This is a genomic window from Mycobacterium sp. 4858 (genome assembly GCF_900240975.1).
GTDB lineage: Bacteria > Actinomycetota > Actinomycetes > Mycobacteriales > Mycobacteriaceae > Mycobacterium.
Map to the genome: position 1 here is coordinate 1,669,245 of NZ_LT968776.1, position 16,852 is coordinate 1,686,096.

Genomic DNA, 16,852 nt, shown 5'->3' on the forward strand with positions numbered 1-16,852 from the left:
GACTACGAGCCCCCGAACGCGAGCACCGGGTCGACCGTTACCGCGCGCCGCAGCCCCGCCACGCTCGCCAACAGACCGATGACCACCGCGGTCGCCATCAACGACAGGAAGGCCGAGGTGGTCACCACCACCAGCATGGGAAACAGCGGGCCGATCAGCACGGCCAGCAGGCCGCCGAGCATCGCCGCGATCGACGCGACGAGCACCGCCTGCAGGATGAGGCCGGCGAGCACCGATCCAGTGGCGACCCCGAGGGCTTTGAACACCGCGAAGTCGCGGGTCCGCTCCAGCGCGGAGAGATAGACCAGCGATCCCACGATCTGGGCGGCCACCGCCCACAGCAGAATCGCCAGGTACGCCAGGGCCAGGCGAGCCCCGTGCAGCGGGCGCACCATGTCATCGACCGCAGCGCGGCGATCCACCAGACGGAAGCCGTCCGGAACGTGGTTGGGCTTGCCGCGCACACCGATGGCAGAGATCACCGGCTGCCCGGAGAACATCAACCGCTGCGCTCCGGCGACGGTGAGAAAGGCGTTGGGTTGGCCGGCGAGCGTGGTGGACTTGTCGACCAGGCCCACGATCCGCAGCACCTGCGAGCCCACCTCGACGGCGTCGCCTATGGACCGCCCCAGGGTGTTCGATATGGCGGCCTCATCGGGGTTCGACGGTGCCCGCCCCTTCGCGATGGGTGGCATCCCCAGTCCATGCTCGGGTACGCCGTAGACGTTGAGGTTTTCCGGTGCGCGCCGATCTTGCAGGATCGTGTTGCCGTAAACCACCGGGATCGCCGATTCGAAGCCCGGGTCCCGCGCGACCGCCTGCAGTTCGGCCTCCGGGAATCTCGAGGACCCCATGAACGGGCCGACTGCGCCGGTTTTGATGAGGTAATTGTCGATGCCGATCGTGTCGACGACACGCTGGGCCTCGACCCGAAACCCCAACGTCAGCCCGGTGAGGATCAGGGTCATCGCGAATACCATCCCGGTGCCGACGGCCGCGATGATGAAGCGTCGCCGTCGCCACTGCATGTCCCGAAACGCGGTGATCAGCATGGGCGCACACGCCCGCTTTTGCAGGTCACCGAGATAACGCACGACTGGCCTCCAATTTAACTTTCCTCGTTAGAATCCCCAGCTCCGCGGTGGGTTACCTAGAGCCGAAGGGCCTTCATCGGGCGTGACTTACGCCATGCTTTCGCGGGCCAGGCTGCGATCTCCTCGCGATGCCCGTCCGCCAGCGTGGCGGCGCAGGCAGCGAGTTCAGCAAACATGCGTCGAAACGCGTTGACCGATAGCATCGCTCGGACCGATGGCGGCGTGCACCCGTGCACCCCGGTGCCGCGCCCACTTACGAGGGAATCCCCTGTGACGCTTGCAAAGTCGATCGTGCTATTCGCCGTGGCGGCCGTGTTCGAGATCGGCGGGGCGTGGCCGTCATCATGTAGGCGCCGCGAACTCACTGACCGTCGCGAACCAGCCACTTCTCGAACGCGATCGGGACGAACGGCCCCCAGGACGGCAGCGGGTCGGCGGGCACCCGGACGTAGCCGGCCGCGTCGTACAGCGCCTCGGCCTCGGGTTGCCGGTTACCGGTGATCAGGTAGAGCCGCCGGTACCCGCGCGCGGCGGCCTCGGTCTCGAGCGCCGCCAGTAGGGCCCGGGCGTAACCGCGGCGCCGCTGGGTGCGGTCGGTCCAGATCCGCTTGAGCTCGGCGGTCTCGGCGTCGTAGCGCCGGAACGCGCCGCCGGTGACGGGCACGCCGTCGAGCACGCCGATCAGCAGGCCGCCGTCCGGCGCCGCCAACTCGGTCGCCGGCACGGGGAGCCAGGACAGGTGCGTGCTCGGCGTGCCGCCGTAGCGCTGCGCGTACTCGTCGGCCAACTCGGCCAGCAGCGGCTGCGCCAACGGATCATCGTGGGTGGCCGACACGAACCGCAGCCGGCTTGATGGGTGCACCACGTCACCATCCAACGCCCCCTGACGCGGCGCATTCCGCTCGGCTCACCCGACCGGGTCGGCCGCGCGTGGGGCGTCCGGCAGCCGGGCGTCCGCCCGGCGGCGGAGCCGGGCAAGCGGTGCGGGCGCCCACCAGTTCAGGCGACCGAACACGTGCATGAAGGCCGGGACGAGCAGCACTCGCACCAGGGTCGCGTCCACCAGGACCGCAAGGGTAAGCCCCACTCCGAACATCCGCATGAACGAGACGTCCGCGGACGTCAGGGCCGCGAACGAGATCGACATCAACAGCGCCGCCGCCGTGATGATCCGGCCCGTCCGGGCGACGCCCAACGCGATGCTCTCGTCGTTGTCGGACCGTGTGCGCGGCGACTCCAGCCAGTACTCCCGGATGCGGGCCAGCAGGAAAACCTCGTAGTCCATGGACAATCCGAATGCGATGCAGAACATCAACACCGGGATGTTGGCGACCAGGGTGCCGGTCGGGGTGGTGCCCAACGCCCCCAGATGCCCGTCCTGGAAGATCCACACCAAAGCGCCGAAGCCGGTGGTCAGCGACAGCATGTTGAGCAGCACCGCTTTGACGGGCAGCACCACGCTGCCGGTGAGGGCGAAGAGCAGCACCAGCGTGACGCACGCGACGAAGCCGAACAGCAGGGGCAATCGCGACGTGATCGCCTGCACCGAGTCGCGATTCATCTGGGCCATGCCGGTCATCTCGGCCCGCCGGTCCCCGGGCAACGCGATCGCGTGCAAGCGGTCCAGCTGAGCGTCGGAGGCCGCGGAATACAACGGCGCACCGCTGGCCACCGTCAGATAGGCGCTCCCGGCCGCCAGGCCGGCCGGGACGGACGGCGGCCCCTTACGCTCGCCGGCGACGAAGGTGGCCGTCGGCGAGGATACCGCCGACACGTCGGGAACCCGCGACAGCCGCGCGGCATACTCTTCGAGCTCGCCCGTCGTCAGGCCCTCGGTGTGCGCGATGACCACCCGTACCGTGGTCGCGGCGTCGGCACCGAAGTCTTGCCGGATCCGGTCGCTGACGGCGCGCGCCGACGATGACGCCGGCAGCACCCGATCGTCGGGATAACCCCATTTGATGCCGAGGAACGGTGCGCCCAGAGCCAGCAGGAGGGCGATGATCGCCAGGCCGACCGGCAGCGCGTGCCGCATGGCAAGGGTGGCCGTGCGGTACCAGAAGGTCTGTTCGATCGCGACCGGGGGCGGCGGTGGGCGCCGAAACAGCCTGCGCCCCAAGTCCCAGACGTTGAGCGCGTCGAGCCGGTCTCCCAACGCGACGATCACCGCGGGTGCGATCACCATCGCGGCCAGCGCCGCGAACGCCACCACCGCGACGCCGGCGTAGGCGAAGGACCGCAGGAAGTACATGGGGAAGATCACCAGCGCCGAAAGCGCAAGGGCCACCGTCATGGCGGAGAACAGCACGGTGCGCCCGGCCGTGGCCATGGTGCGTGCGAGGGCTTCGTTGGGGCACCGCCCCTCGGCCAGCTCGTCGCGGTAGCGACTGATGATCAGCAGGGTGTAGTCGATGCCCAACGCCAAGGCCAGCGCCACCGCGACGTTCACGGCGAAGATCGATACGTCCGCGACCACCGCCACCGCGCGCAACACCGCGAGCGCGCCCAGGATTGCGAAGCCGCCGACCAGGATCGGCAGCGCGGCGGCGAGCAGGCCGCCGAAGACCCATACCAGCGCGACGAAACTCAACGGTATGGCCACGAATTCCATTCGTAGCAGGTCATTTTCGGTCTGCCGGTTGAGTTCTTCGTAGATCATGGCCATCCCGCCGGCCTGCACGGTCACGCCGTCGCGGTCGCGCGCCAGCCGGTCGGCCAGCTCCCGGGCGTGCTTCGGCGCGCCGCCTTCCCCGCCGTTGAGCGCGGCCACGATCAGTGCGGACCTGCCGTCGGCGCTGATCAATCCGGGCCGCGGCGCATTCCAGGGGGATGCCACCTGGGCGACGAACGGGGAGCGGGCCAGCTGCTGGATGATGTCCTCGCCGACGATCCGGGCGGGACCTTCGTTGACGCCGCCCGGTGAGCTCACCAGCAGCGTCATCTCCATGTCGCCCTGGCCGAACTTCTCCCCCAGGATGGCCGCCGCGCGCGCCGATTCGGCCGTCTGGTCCAGGAATCCACCACCGGGCAGGGTCGCCGCGGCCGGGACACCGAAGACGGCGGCCAGGACGGCGACGACGATCGCCCCCGCGATCACCCGTCGCGGGGCGGAGATGGCGATCAGGGCCAGTCGCGTCAGCATGGGCTCGGGCCCCTTCTCGTCGCGGCTCACAAAGCGTGTTACGACGTCAGGCCGCACGGGGTTCACCGATCCGGGCAACGAATTTAAGTTAATTAACCGTTAACCAACTTAACGGAGGCCGTGCACCGGCTAGGCGCGCGTCGCGGTGAGGTATTCCGGGACGAACTCGGTGCCGCCGCCCCGCCTCAGCGGTGACACCACGCCGCCCGGCAGGCCGGTGTCGTTGCGCCGCACAGTCTCCCAGCCGCGGGCGGCCAGGTAGTCGGGGACATGGTGGTACTGCCCCGCATGGGTCAGGCTGGCCAGGTCGACGTCCAACCCGCGGCGGCGCCACCCCTCGACGAACGACCGCTCCGCTTCCAGCTGCAAGGGCGTCCACGTCGGCATGTGGTCGGCGGCCAACCGGCTGCCTGGGGCGCTCATCGCGGTGACCCCCTGCAGCACCCGGTCCTGCACGTCGGGCGTCAGGTAGCCGATCAGCAACTGCTCGGCGATCCACACCGCGGGCGCGGTGGCGTCGAAGCCGACCCGCAGCAGCGCGGCCGGCCAATCCCGATGCAGGTCGACGCCGACGGCGCGCCGGCTCGCGGTCAGTTCGGCGCCCAGCCCGCGCAGCACCCCGGACTTGAAGTCGAGCGCCTCGGGCCGGTCGATCTCATAGACGGTCGTGCCGGGCGGCCACCACAACCGGTAGGCGCGGGTATCCAGCCCCGCCGCCAGGATCACCACCTGGCGCAGGCCCGCCCTCCCGGCTTCGGCGGCGAACTCGTCGACGGACCGGCACCAGGCCGCGCAGATGTCCAGGAACCGCGGGCCGGCGATGTCGTCCGCGGCGAACCGGTCGTCGTCGATCACCCGCACGAGGCGGTCGACGCCGGCGGCGCGCAACAACGGTTCGGCGAAGGGATCGCTCAGCAGGCCCTTGTTGGTGGCGACGGCCCGGGCGGCCGCGCCGAATGCCGCGGTCACCGCAACGCCCACCGTCGCCGCCATGGGTCAGGCGCCGGACCGGCGCCGCAGGGCCAGCCCGGCGATCGCTCGCCAGCCGAGCAGCAACAACGCGGTGACCGAGGCCGCCACCACCACGAAACTGGCCGCCACACCCGCGGAAGTGGCCTTGCGCAACGCCATGCCGACCACGACGGTGCACAGCCAGACCACCACCCCGGTCGGCACCACCGCCGTGGGGCGCTGCCAGGCGCGGGATGCCAGCCACCCGACGACGGTGCCGGTGAGAAACGGCCAGGCGGTGGTGGCGACGCCGGTGATGTTGAGCCCTTCGTCGTGACTGCGGCGGCCGACGGCGCAGAAGACCACCACACCGATGACGTCGAGGCCCAGCCACACCAGCCGTCGCATGTCGCGAGACTACCGGGGCGGGCGCCGTCCTTGACCCCGCCACCGCGGTGAACCTAACTTCGTCGGCAATGAACGTGCATTCACCGGGGCGCCTCGCGCTCGTGACCGGCGCCGGCTCGGGCATCGGCAGGGCGATAGCGCTGGCGTTCGCCGCACAGGGCGACCGGGTGATCGCCGCCGACCTGGACGAGGCCGCCGCGGCGGCCACCGCCGAGCAGCACCGCGACCTGGTCACCGCGCTGCCGGTCGATGTCGCCGACCCGGCCCGGGTCGACGCCCTGCGCGACGCCACCCACGCCGAAGCCGGCGGCCCCGACATCGTGGTCAACGCCGCCGGCTGGGACCGCACCGACCAATTCCTCAACGCCACACCGGAATTCGCGGCCAAGGTGGTCGCGATCAACTACCTCGGGCCGGTGCACGTCTGCGCCGCGTTCCTGCCGGGGATGATCGACACCCACGGCGGAGGCCGCGTGGTCAACGTCGCCAGCGACGCGGGCCGCGTCGGCAGCGCCGGGGAATCCATCTACGCGGGCGCCAAGGGCGGGGTGATCGCGCTGACCAAATCGCTGGCCCGGGAGATGGCCCGCCACCGGATCACGGTGAACTGCGTGTGCCCGGGCCCGACGGACACGCCGCTGTTCCACGCCCAGCCCGAGAAGCTGAAAGAGGCGCTGGTCAAAGCCATCCCGTTTCGCCGGCTGGCCCGGCCCGAGGAGGTCGCCGCACCCGTGCTGTTCTTCGCCTCGCCCGCCGCGTCGTTCATCACCGGACAGGTGATCAGCGTCAGCGGCGGCCTGACGATGGCGGGTTAGTGGCAGGCTGAGACCCATGAGCACCCACAAACCTCCCGCCTTCGACCGGTACGACCCGCTGGGCCTGGACGCCTCGTTGTCCGACGACGAGCTCGCGCTGCGCGACACCGTACGGAGGTTCTGCGCCGAGCACGTCGCCCCGCACATCGCGGAGTGGTTCGAGATCGGCGACCTGCCGGTCCGCGAGCTCGCCAAGGGATTCGGCCAGCTCGGACTGCTGGGCATGCACCTGGAGGGCTACGGCTGCGGCGGGGCCTCGGCGGTGCACTACGGCCTGGCCTGCGTGGAGCTGGAGGCCGCCGACTCCGGCCTGCGGTCGATGGTCTCGGTGCAGGGTTCGCTGGCGATGTTCGCGATCTGGAACTTCGGGTCCGAGGAACAGAAACAGGAGTGGCTGCCCGCGATGGCGTCGGGCGAGCTGCTGGGCTGCTTCGGGCTGACCGAACCCGACGTGGGATCCGACCCGGCCGCGATGAAAACCCGTGCGCGGCGCGACGGTTCGGACTGGGTGCTGGACGGCCGCAAACTGTGGATCACCAACGGCTCGGTCGCCGACGTCGCGGTCGTGTGGGCCACCACCGACGACGGGGTCCGCGGTTTCATCGTCCCCACCAAGACGCCGGGCTTCTCCGCCAACACCATTCACCACAAGCTGTCGCTACGGGCCTCGATCACCAGCGAGTTGGTGCTCGACGGCGTGCGCCTGCCCGCCGACGCGATGCTGCCGGAGGCCAAAGGCCTGCGGGGACCGCTGTCGTGTTTGTCCGAGGCGCGGTACGGGATCATCTGGGGTTCGATGGGCGCGGCGCGGTCGGCCTGGCAGGCCGCCCTCGACTACGCCATGCAGCGCACGCAATTCGGGCGCCCGATCGCCGGATTCCAGCTGACCCAGGCCAAGCTGGTCGACATGGCGGTGGAACTGCACAAGGGTCAACTGCTCTCGCTGCACCTCGGCCGCCTCAAGGACAGCGTCGGGCTGCGCCCCGAGCAGGTGAGCTTCGGCAAGCTGAACAACACCCGCGAGGCCATCAAGATCTGCCGGACCGCACGAACGATCCTGGGCGGCAACGGGATATCGCTCGAGTATCCGGTGATCCGGCACATGGTCAACCTGGAGTCGGTGCTCACCTACGAGGGCACGCCCGAGATGCACCAGCTGGTCCTCGGCCAGGCCTTCACCGGCAGCGACGCCTTCCGGTAAGAGCGGGAAGGACATGGCCCTCGATTACGGCGAGCTTCCGCTACAGGAGGCCGTCCGCGCGGCCCGGACCACCGCGCGCCGACGCCAGCTGCTCGACGCCGCGGTCAAGGCGATGGAAACGCACGGCTTCCACCAGACGTCCATGCAGGACCTGGCCGCCGAGGCCAAGGTCAGCGTCGGCCTCATCTACACCTACTTCGGTGGCAAGGAAGAGCTGCTGCTCGCCCACGGCTGGGCGCTCAAGCACTGGCATTTCGGGCCGGTCCACACCTGCGAGCAGTACATCCGGCTGCAGACCCGCCACGTGCTCGACGCCCTGGTGTGCGAGAACCGTCGCGCCGACTACGCGCACGTGCTGGAATGGAAGGCATGACAGGCACCGCGCTCCGCAGCCTGGTCGCGACGCTGGCGCTGGCCCTGGGTGCCGCGGCTGCCGGCGTCCCGCCGGCCGGCGCCGACCCCACCGCCGCGCTGCCCCCGATGACGTCGACCGGCGGCGGGCCGATCATCGGCGGCGGCAGCAACGCCGGCATCGCGGCGCAGCTGTTCAGCTTCGGCACCCCCAACGTGCAAGAGGTCGACGGCTCGGACGCCGCCCAATTCATCACGGCCGCCGCAGGTAGCGCCAATCAGCAACTGGCCGCGCCCTTCTCGCTCATGCGCCGGGCGCTGGCCTGCCAGACCAACAATGCCGGGTTCGGGGCGCGCGCCTATCGGCGCAGCGACGGGCAATGGGGAGGCGCGATGGTGGTCGCCGCCAAGAGCGCGACACCCAACGTCGACGGGCTGGTGGGCTGCGCCAAGACGAACTGGCGCCGGGCCACGGCCGGCGCCCAGAGTTCGGCCTGCAACAGCGGTTGGAGCACCCCCAACACCTACGAGAGCCGCCGCGGCGAGACCTACTACGTCCTGCTGGCCGGCACCGCCGACGACTTCTGCACCGCCGTCAACGGCAAGTTCAAGGACAACTCCAACGGGTGGCCGTTCTAGCGGACGGGTGCGAAAGATGCTGCGCGCGTGACGAATTGGCCGTAGATCCACGCTGCCGCCGTCCCGTGCCGCGAAGGGCGGGCTCACCATCGGCGAATCTCGCCGATGGCCGCAATCGATGCGGTCCGTTGTTCGGGCGCATTGAATTCAATTGATTCGGCACGCCCCATGGCACTCGCGCCGAACAGTCGGCGCGCGCATTTTTCGAAATCCGTTCGCGGACCTGCCATCACAACGTACACTTCCGCCATCGGGCAATCAGTAACCAGCGAATTGTCCTCCAGGAACGGGGTGGTGTTGTGTCACGATTGACCGGAAAAATCCTTCTCGCAGCGATGCTCGGCTTCACCGTCTGCGCGGCTTCGGGTTGTACGACGCCGATAACGATTGATTGCGGTCCGTCCTTGACCTGCCAATAGCGGCAAGGTGACGAATTGGGTCGCGCTTCATTCGCGCGGCCCAATTCGTTTGCCCACAGTTCGTGCCGGATTGTCCAGTGGCACAGCCGGTTCTGTGGGCTCTCTCGCCGGTTCGGGCCGCGCCGTGTCATTCGCCCGGTCGAAGTCGTACGGTGGACGTACATTCAGCGTCCAGAACGACACGGCCAATAAGGGGTGAGCATGTCTCGTCATCGCGTCGTCATCATCGGAAGCGGGTTCGGTGGCCTGAACGCCGCGAAGGCGCTCAAACGCGCCGACGTCGACGTCACCCTGGTCTCGAAGACCACGACTCACCTCTTCCAGCCCTTGTTGTACCAGGTCGCCACCGGCATCCTGTCCGAAGGCGACATCGCCCCGACCACCCGCCTGATCCTGCGGCGGCAGAAGAACGTCCGGGTGCTGTGGGGCGAGGTCAGCGGGATCGACCTGACCGCCAAGACCGTCACGTCGCACCTGATGGGCATGCAGACGGTCACGCCGTTCGACAGCCTGATCGTGGCCGCCGGCGCCCAGCAGTCCTACTTCGGCAACGACGAGTACGCCGCCTTCGCGCCCGGCATGAAGAGCATCGACGACGCCCTCGAGCTGCGGGCCCGCATCCTCGGTGCGTTCGAGGCCGCTGAGGTGGCCACCGACCCGGAGGAACGGCGGCGCCGGCTGACGTTCGTCGTCGTGGGCGCCGGGCCGACGGGTGTGGAGCTGGCCGGCGAGATCGTCCAGCTCGCCGAGCGCACCCTGGCCGGGGCGTTCCGGACCATCACGCCCAGCGAATGCCGGGTCATTCTGCTCGACGCGGCGCCGGCGGTCTTGCCGCCGATGGGCGAGAACCTGGGCCTCAAGGCGCACCGTCGGCTGGAGAAGATGGGTGTCGAGATCCAGCTCAACGCGATGGTCACCGCGGTGGACTACATGGGCATCACGGTCAAGGAGAAGGACGGCACCGAGCGGCGCATCGAGTGCGCGTGCAAGGTGTGGGCGGCCGGCGTGCAGGCCAGCGGTCTGGGCAAGATGGTCGCCGAGCAGTCCGACGGCACCGAGACCGACCGGGCCGGACGCGTGATCGTCGAGCCCGACCTCAGCGTCAAGGGCCACCCCTACGTGTTCGTCGTCGGCGACCTGATGTCCGTGCCCGGCGTCCCGGGGATGGCCCAGGGCGCGATCCAAGGGGCGCACTACGTCACCACGCTGATCAAGCAGGCGGCGAAGGGCACCGACGATCCGGCCAACCGCAAGCCGTTCAAGTACTTCGACAAGGGCAGCATGGCCCTCATCTCGCGGTACAGCGCCGTCGCCAAGGTCGGCAAGCTGGAGTTCGGGGGCTTCATCGCCTGGTTGGCGTGGCTGCTGCTGCACCTGTTGTACCTGGTCGGGTTCCGCAACCGCCTAGCCGCCATGTTCTCCTGGGGCATCTCCTTTTTGGGGCGCACCCGCGGCCAGATGGCGATCACCAGCCAGATGATGTACGCCCGGCCGGTGGTGGACTGGGTGGAGCGACAGGCACAAGAGGGGACGCTGGCGGCGGCCGAACGCATCGAGGCGGCCGAGAAACAGGCCGGTTAGCTCCCGGACTAGGTCAATGCCTGGTCGATGTCGGCGATCAGGTCGTCGGTGCCCTCGAGCCCCACGGAGATCCGGACCACGTTGTCCCCGAGGCCGATCGCGGCGCGGCCCTCCGGGCCCATCGCGCGGTGGGTGGTGGTGGCGGGATGTGTGACAAGGGATTTGGCGTCGCCCAGATTGTTGGAGATGTCGATCAGCCGCAGCTTGTCCAGCACCTCGAAGGCCCGTTGTTTGGCGGCGCTTTCGGGACAGTCGAGCGCGAAGGTGATCACCGTCCCGCCGCCGGACATCTGGCGCTTGGCCAGGTCGTATTGCGGGTGCGACGGCAGGTACGGGTAGCGCACCCAGCTCACCGCCGGGTGGGTCTGCAGGAATTCCGCGATCCGGTGCGCCGAGGAATTGCTGTACTGGACCCGGATGGCCAGCGTCTCAAGTCCTTTCACCAACACCCAGGCGTTGAACGCGCTCAGCGCCGGTCCGGTGTGCCGCATCAGCTTCTGCACCGGGCCGTCGATGTACTCCTTGTCGCCGAGGATGGCGCCGCCGAGCACCCGGCCCTGGCCGTCGATGTGCTTGGTGCCCGAGTACACCACCACGTCGACGCCGAGCGGAATGCCCTGCTGCAACAGCGGCGTGGCGAAGACGTTGTCCAGCACCACCTTCGCCCCCGCGGCGTGCGCGAGCTCGACCACCGCGGCGATGTCCACCAGCGACTGCATCGGGTTGGACGGCGTCTCGAAGAACACGGCCTGGGTGGGGACGGACAGCGCCTCCTCCCACTGCGCCAGGTCGTCGCCGTCGACGAACACTGTTTCGACACCCCAGCGCGGCAGGATCTCGTTGCACACCACGAAGCACGACCCGAACAGGCTGCGCGAGGCGACCAACCGGTCCCCGGCCGCCAGCAGCGCGCCCAGCGAGGTGAACACCGCCGCCATGCCGCTCGCGGTGGCGAACGCCGCGGGCGCGCCCTCGATGAGGCGCAACCGCTCCTCGAACATCGACACGGTCGGATTCCCGTACCGCGAGTACACGAAGTGGTCCAGCTCGCCCGTGAACGAGCGCTCCGCGACGGCCGCCGAGGAATAGACGTAGCCGGACGTCAAGAACATCGCCTCGGCGGTCTCGTCGAACCCCGAGCGCAACAGCCCGCCGCGCACGCCGATGGTGGCCGGGCTGACGCCGTCGGGCAGCGCCTTGGGTGTGCGGACGGAGTCCCCCGGCGGGGAGCTCACAGCTGCTTCCAGGGCAATCCGATGGCGCGCCAGCCCGATTCCCCGCGCTGCCCCGCCGCGTTGACGTGGCCTTCGAATCCGTCCAGCACGTTGTAGGCCGGGGTGATGCCGGCCCGGGTAGCGGCCTCGGCCGCGCCGATCGACCGGTTGCCCGAGCGGCACAGGAAGACCACCGGCCGCTCGGCCTCGGCGTCAGGCACGCGATCGCGCAGCTCGTCGGTGAAGTTGGCGTTGAGCCTGCCGTCGGAGGTGTTCCACTCGATGAACACCACCTCGCGACCCAGGCTGGACAGGTCTGGCACGCCGACGAACCGCCACTCGGCGTCGGTGCGCACGTCGACCAGCACCGCATCCGGATTGTCGTTGAGCAGCTGCCATGCCTGCTGGGGCGTGATGTCTCCGGCGTAGGAACCCGGGCGCTCTGTGCTCATGACCCCGAATCGTAACGAGGTCACCGCAGCGGGGGATAACTCAGTGCGCGGGGTCGCGCGCGGCCAGCCGGCTGGCGACCTCGCGGGCGCGGTCGCGCGCCGCCGCCACCTCCGGCGCCGTCGCCAGCGCCTGGAACCCCCGCCCGACGACGCGCAGGTCGCTCTCGGGCACGCTCAGCGCCCGCGCCAGCGCGTGGGCCGACGCGTCTGCCCGCTGCACCCGGTGCGCCGCGCCCGGCGAGATCATCATGGTGTCCACCGGCAGGCCCAGGATGGCGCGGGCCTGCAGCTCGAACGCCGACAGCCGCTGGCTGCGCACCGTCGCCCAGGCGCTGTCGGCGGGGCCGGGCGCAACGTCGGCGAAGTAGACCTCGTCGCCGTTGATCATCAGCTCGACGGCAAACACGCCGCGCCCGCCGAGCGCCTTGACGATCCGCGCCGCGATCGATCTGGCGGCATCCATCGCCGCCTCGCTCATCTTCTGCGGTTGCCACGACTCCAGCGCGTCGGCGTGGCCGCCGCGATGGCCGATGGGCGAGCAGAACTCGATCACCGGCCCGTGGGGCCCGTCGCTGCGGACCGCGAGCAGGGTGACGTAGAACTCGACCTCCACCACGGTTTCGGCCAGTACCCGGTGCTGGTCCGCCGGGCCTGAGGTCGCGCGCTGCCAGGCCGGCCCGATGTCGTCGGGTCCCGACGCCACCGACGGCGCCCCGCCCGCGGCCGCGTGCACCGGCTTGACCAGCAGCGGGTAACCGGCGTGGGCGCCCACCGCCTCGAGTTCTGCGACGGAGCCGACGAACCAGAACGGCGCCGTGGGCAGCCCCAACTCGTCGGCGGCCAGCCGGCGCAGGCCCTCCCGGTCGCCGGTGAGCCGCACGGCGCGGGCGCCGGGCACCAACTGCGTGTGCGCACCCTCGAGGGCCTCGAGCGCCTGGCCGGCGACCGCGTCGGTCGCGGTGACGACGACGTCGGGCCGCAGCCCCCGGACCGCGGCGGTCAGCTCGTTGGCATCGGCCATCGGGACGACCAGCGACTGATCGGCGACCCCGTGCGCGGGCGCGCCCGCGTGCCCGTCGACGGCGATCACCCGAGCGCCGAGGCGCCGCAGGGCGATCGCCAGTTCGCGGCTGAGCTCCCCGGAACCCAGCAACACCACTCGCGGCCCGGCACCGGCCCCCTCGGCCGGTGCTTGCGGGGGCACGGCGAGCACCGTCGTCCTGTCGTCTTGTCCTTCGGTCGGGCCGTCAGTCACCGCTCAAGGATAGGTCGGTCGCGCGGGTGGCCGACCTGGCCGCGTTAGGGCTGACCCGGCAGCAGCCGCACCATCAGCCCGTTGGCCTCGGCCAGCACCGTGTCGTCGCGGTCGAGGAGTTCGGCACCCACGAACGCCTTGCGGCCCTCGGTGCTCGTGACGCGGCCGCGCACCACCAGCGGCGCGTCGATCGGGGTGACCTTGCGGTAGTCGACGTGCAGGAAGGCCGTCCGGCTGATCGGCCGCCCCGCGGCGTGCGACACCATCCCGAACATGTGGTCGAACAGCAGCGGCAGCACGCCGCCGTGCACGGCGTGGTTGCCGCCGACGTGGAACCGGCTGAAGTACCCGGCCATCTCGACCCCGTCCGGCGCGTAGCGCGTCAGCGTCCATGGCGGCAGCAGCAGGCTGCCCATGCCGGGCAGGTCGGGCGTCCGGCCGGCCGGCGCCTTGCCCTCGTCGGCCTCGAAGGGCGTGAGCAGCCGCACCAGGGCGGCGGCGCGGTCGGCCGCGTCGTCCCACACATCGTCACCGGGGTCGGCGGACACGGCGAGGTCCTGCAAAGTGCGCATGGCGGCGACGAAGCGGCCGAACCCGGGGCCCGGGCTGGCCGGACCGTATTCGGGAAAGCCGCCGTGGTGTTCGTATTCGGGGTCGAGTTGTTTGGGATCCGGCTCCGTCACGCGCGGGCCGCCAGGACGTCGCGGCGCACGATCGTCTGTTCCCGGCCCGGGCCGACGCCGATGCACGAAACATGCGCCCCCGCAAGCTCTTCCAGCCGCAGCACGTAGTCGCGCGCCTTGGCGGGCAGGTCGTCGAATTCGCGCGCCGCCGAGATGTCCTCCCACCAGCCCGGCAGCTCCTCGTAGATCGGTTCGGCACGCGCCAGTTCACTCTGGGTCATCGGCATGTCGTCCATACGCATGCCGTCCACCCGGTAGCCGACGCAGACCGGCACGGTTTCCAGGCTGGACAGCACGTCGAGCTTGGTCAGGAAGAAGTCGGTGATGCCGTTGACCCGGGTGGCATAGCGGGCGATGACGGCGTCGAACCAGCCGCAGCGGCGGCGCCGGCCGGTGGTGACGCCGAATTCGCCGCCGGTCTTCGACAGGTATTCGCCGTTCTCGTCGAACAGTTCGGTCGGGAACGGCCCGGAGCCCACCCGGGTGGTGTAGGCCTTGAGGATCCCGAGCACGGTGGTGATCCGGGTCGGCCCGATGCCGGACCCGACGGCCGCGCCGCCCGCGGTCGGATTCGACGACGTCACATAGGGATACGTGCCGTGGTCGACGTCGAGCAGCGTGCCCTGCGAGCCCTCGAGCAGCACGGTCTCGCCGGCCTCCAGCGCGGTGTTGAGCAGCAGCCGGGTGTCGCGGATGCGGTGGCGGAAGCCCTCGGCCTGTTGCAGCAGGGCCTCGACCACCTGGTGCGGGTCCAGTGCCTTGCGGTTGTAGATCTTGACCAGGATCTGGTTCTTCAGCTCCAGCGCGCCCTCGACCTTGTGCGTGAGCAGCTCGGGGTCGAGCACGTCGGCGACCCGGATGCCCTGGCGGGCGATCTTGTCCTGGTAGCACGGCCCGATGCCGCGGCCGGTGGTGCCGATCTTCTTGTTGCCCATGTAGCGCTCGGTGACCTTGTCGATGGCCACGTGGTAGGGCAACAGCAGATGGGCGTCGGCGGAGATGAGCAGCTTGGTGGTGTCCACGCCGCGGTCCTCGAGGCCCTTCAGCTCGTCGAGCAGGACCCCGGGGTCGACCACCACCCCGTTCCCGATGACGTTGGTGACGCCGGGGGTCAGCACCCCGGAGGGGATCAGGTGCAGGGCGAAGTTCTCGCCGTTGGGCAGGACGACGGTGTGACCGGCGTTGTTGCCCCCCTGGTAGCGCACCACCCACTGCACGCGACCGCCGAGCAGGTCGGTCGCCTTACCTTTGCCCTCGTCGCCCCATTGGGCGCCGATGAGGACGATTGCCGGCATGACTTGCTCCCGCCTGCTTACTGTGGTTCTACTGGCAACGCGCCGTATCTTGCAGCGCTGCAACGGTTTGCGGCATCACCCGGTGGCTCGAGCCGCCGCCTCGCACCAGCGTCCCGGTTGACCACTCCGGGACCGTGCGCGTAGCTGGAGGCATCTTCGCTTGCCGCGCTCACGTGGCGATCCTAAACGTCGGGCGGCGACGTACCCGCGCCAAGGGCCGTTTGATCACCACACGTGTCCCGGACAGCCCCGGCTCACGGCGTCACGGACGGTTGAGCAGCGCATACACCGCCGGCGGTCGGCTCGTCCAACATCAGGCACAGGGGCTGCTTGGGGTCACGGCCGGTCCTCTTGGCCGCCCAGCCCGGCCACACCGGTTTCCCGTTCCAACTGACCAGCCTCCAGCCATCGTGCGGGTTGCCCCGGATCACGACGATGCCGGCGTTGGGCAGCGGGTCGAAGAGCAGCAGCAGCGGGTCGGGATTCTTGACGCTCATCATGGTCCCGACGCCGATCGCGAACTCGCTGGAGAACGCCACCTCGGTGATCGTGCCGCCCGCGGTCCGGACCGGGTTGGCCATGGCGTTGCCGTACATCGTTTGCAGGGAGTCGTTGAAGCGGCTCGCGTCGGTGACCGCGTTGCCGTACATCGTTTGCAGCGCGCCGTTGAACCGGTTGTGGAATTCGAAGCCGTTGGTGTCGGTGGAGCCGGGAGCCAGCATCGGCACGATGCGCAGCCCCAGCAGCCACGCCACCGGACCCAGTAGGTAGACCAACCCCGCCAGGCTGAACTGCGGTCGGCCATTGAAAATGCCGGCGTCGATCTCGTTGAGGCCGGGCAGTGCCTGAACATTCATCCCCAGCGTGGCGGCCAACGGCGCCGCCGTCTGCTGCGTCCTGATCAACTGTGACGCGAAGATCCCGGCGAACGGGCCCTGCGCGGCCAGCGCATTGCCGACGTTCTGCGCCTGTTCCTGGCCGAGTGCGGTGAGTAACGTTCCGGGCACCGCCGTGTCGATCACGCGCGCCGCATTGGCCTCCGACTGGCCATGCCGCACCAAGTCGATCACGATCGATTCGTCGGCCGAGGCCTTCGCCGGCCCGACGCACAACAGGACGGCCGAAAGCGCCAGGGCGCCGGCACGGCGGAGTTGCTTCGTCAGCAATGGACGCGCGCCGGGCCGGTACCAGACAGCGGCGGCGCGGTTCGCGCGATTGAGAAGAGGGCGGTGAGGCGGCGAATGGCAGTACTCCGTTCTCTTGGCCACCCATTCGTTGACCCCGTGGCAGGAGTAAAGTATCCGGTTGCTACCAGGCGGTGGCGCAACAACTTTCGCAGTCCGAAACGATGT

General features: G+C 69.7%; 17 protein-coding genes. 5 read left to right on the forward strand and 12 right to left on the reverse strand.

What is annotated here, in order from left to right:
• Positions 1–2: 2 nt before the first annotated feature.
• From C1737_RS16400 to C1737_RS16420, 5 genes are all read right to left on the reverse strand, one after another.
• The gene (locus C1737_RS16400) at positions 3–1,052 is read right to left on the reverse strand and encodes an ABC transporter permease (RefSeq protein WP_102419981.1); all 1,050 of its coding nucleotides are present in this window, start codon (positions 1,050–1,052) and stop codon (positions 3–5) included.
• 403 nt (positions 1,053–1,455) lie between these two features.
• A complete protein-coding gene (locus C1737_RS16405) occupies positions 1,456–1,959 on the reverse strand; it encodes a GNAT family N-acetyltransferase (RefSeq protein WP_197516405.1) in 504 nt (167 codons plus the stop codon).
• Between the two features lie 42 nt (positions 1,960–2,001).
• On the reverse strand, positions 2,002–4,236 hold the full coding sequence (locus C1737_RS16410; RefSeq protein ID WP_102419982.1) for an MMPL family transporter: 2,235 nt from the start codon (positions 4,234–4,236) through the stop codon (positions 2,002–2,004).
• A 129-nt stretch (positions 4,237–4,365) separates the two neighbouring features.
• A complete protein-coding gene (locus C1737_RS16415) occupies positions 4,366–5,229 on the reverse strand; it encodes an SAM-dependent methyltransferase (protein ID WP_068097864.1) in 864 nt (287 codons plus the stop codon).
• A gap of 3 nt (positions 5,230–5,232) precedes the next feature.
• The gene (locus C1737_RS16420; RefSeq protein WP_067920592.1) at positions 5,233–5,595 is read right to left on the reverse strand and encodes a DUF3054 domain-containing protein; all 363 of its coding nucleotides are present in this window, start codon (positions 5,593–5,595) and stop codon (positions 5,233–5,235) included.
• 68 nt (positions 5,596–5,663) lie between these two features.
• Here C1737_RS16420 and C1737_RS16425 point away from each other — a divergent pair, with 68 nt between their 5' ends.
• Genes C1737_RS16425 through C1737_RS16440 form a run of 4 tightly spaced genes read left to right on the forward strand, consistent with a single transcriptional unit; the run spans position 5,664 to position 8,601 of the window.
• Positions 5,664–6,410, forward strand: a complete 747-nt coding sequence (locus C1737_RS16425) for an SDR family NAD(P)-dependent oxidoreductase (RefSeq protein WP_102418907.1) — start codon at positions 5,664–5,666, stop codon at positions 6,408–6,410.
• Positions 6,411–6,426: 16 nt separating this feature from the next.
• Complete coding sequence (locus C1737_RS16430; RefSeq protein ID WP_068097867.1) at positions 6,427–7,611, forward strand: acyl-CoA dehydrogenase; 1,185 nt, start codon at positions 6,427–6,429, stop codon at positions 7,609–7,611.
• 13 nt (positions 7,612–7,624) lie between these two features.
• A complete protein-coding gene (locus tag C1737_RS16435; protein ID WP_067920599.1) occupies positions 7,625–7,984 on the forward strand; it encodes a helix-turn-helix domain-containing protein in 360 nt (119 codons plus the stop codon).
• Positions 7,981–8,601, forward strand: coding sequence for a hypothetical protein (locus tag C1737_RS16440; RefSeq protein WP_068097884.1), 621 nt, complete (start codon positions 7,981–7,983; stop codon positions 8,599–8,601). Before C1737_RS16435 ends, C1737_RS16440 begins: the two co-directional genes overlap by 4 nt.
• Positions 8,602–8,684: 83 nt before the next feature.
• Here the strand turns inward: C1737_RS16440 and C1737_RS26730 are convergent, their stop codons facing one another.
• The gene (locus C1737_RS26730) at positions 8,685–8,852 is read right to left on the reverse strand and encodes a hypothetical protein (RefSeq protein WP_158243973.1); all 168 of its coding nucleotides are present in this window, start codon (positions 8,850–8,852) and stop codon (positions 8,685–8,687) included.
• A gap of 369 nt (positions 8,853–9,221) precedes the next feature.
• On the opposite strand from C1737_RS26730, the gene C1737_RS16445 reads away from it, so the two are divergent.
• On the forward strand, positions 9,222–10,601 hold the full coding sequence (locus C1737_RS16445) for an NAD(P)/FAD-dependent oxidoreductase (protein ID WP_102419983.1): 1,380 nt from the start codon (positions 9,222–9,224) through the stop codon (positions 10,599–10,601).
• A gap of 8 nt (positions 10,602–10,609) precedes the next feature.
• On the opposite strand, the gene C1737_RS16450 is transcribed toward C1737_RS16445, so the two are convergent.
• From C1737_RS16450 to C1737_RS16475, 6 genes are all read right to left on the reverse strand, one after another.
• Positions 10,610–11,836, reverse strand: coding sequence for an O-succinylhomoserine sulfhydrylase (locus tag C1737_RS16450; protein WP_068097869.1), 1,227 nt, complete (start codon positions 11,834–11,836; stop codon positions 10,610–10,612).
• Positions 11,833–12,267, reverse strand: coding sequence for a rhodanese-like domain-containing protein (locus tag C1737_RS16455; RefSeq protein WP_067920605.1), 435 nt, complete (start codon positions 12,265–12,267; stop codon positions 11,833–11,835). The genes C1737_RS16450 and C1737_RS16455 overlap by 4 nt, the downstream gene beginning before the upstream one ends.
• Positions 12,268–12,307: 40 nt before the next feature.
• On the reverse strand, positions 12,308–13,522 hold the full coding sequence (gene purT, locus C1737_RS16460) for a formate-dependent phosphoribosylglycinamide formyltransferase (RefSeq protein WP_102418909.1): 1,215 nt from the start codon (positions 13,520–13,522) through the stop codon (positions 12,308–12,310).
• A 44-nt stretch (positions 13,523–13,566) separates the two neighbouring features.
• Complete coding sequence (locus C1737_RS16465) at positions 13,567–14,205, reverse strand: PaaI family thioesterase (protein WP_102418910.1); 639 nt, start codon at positions 14,203–14,205, stop codon at positions 13,567–13,569.
• The gene (locus C1737_RS16470) at positions 14,202–15,500 is read right to left on the reverse strand and encodes an adenylosuccinate synthase (RefSeq protein ID WP_067920610.1); all 1,299 of its coding nucleotides are present in this window, start codon (positions 15,498–15,500) and stop codon (positions 14,202–14,204) included. Before C1737_RS16470 ends, C1737_RS16465 begins: the two co-directional genes overlap by 4 nt.
• A gap of 254 nt (positions 15,501–15,754) precedes the next feature.
• Positions 15,755–16,633 (reverse strand): histidine phosphatase family protein, encoded by an 879-nt coding sequence (locus tag C1737_RS16475; RefSeq protein WP_067920621.1) that lies wholly within the window; start codon positions 16,631–16,633, stop codon positions 15,755–15,757.
• Positions 16,634–16,852 lie beyond the last annotated feature (219 nt).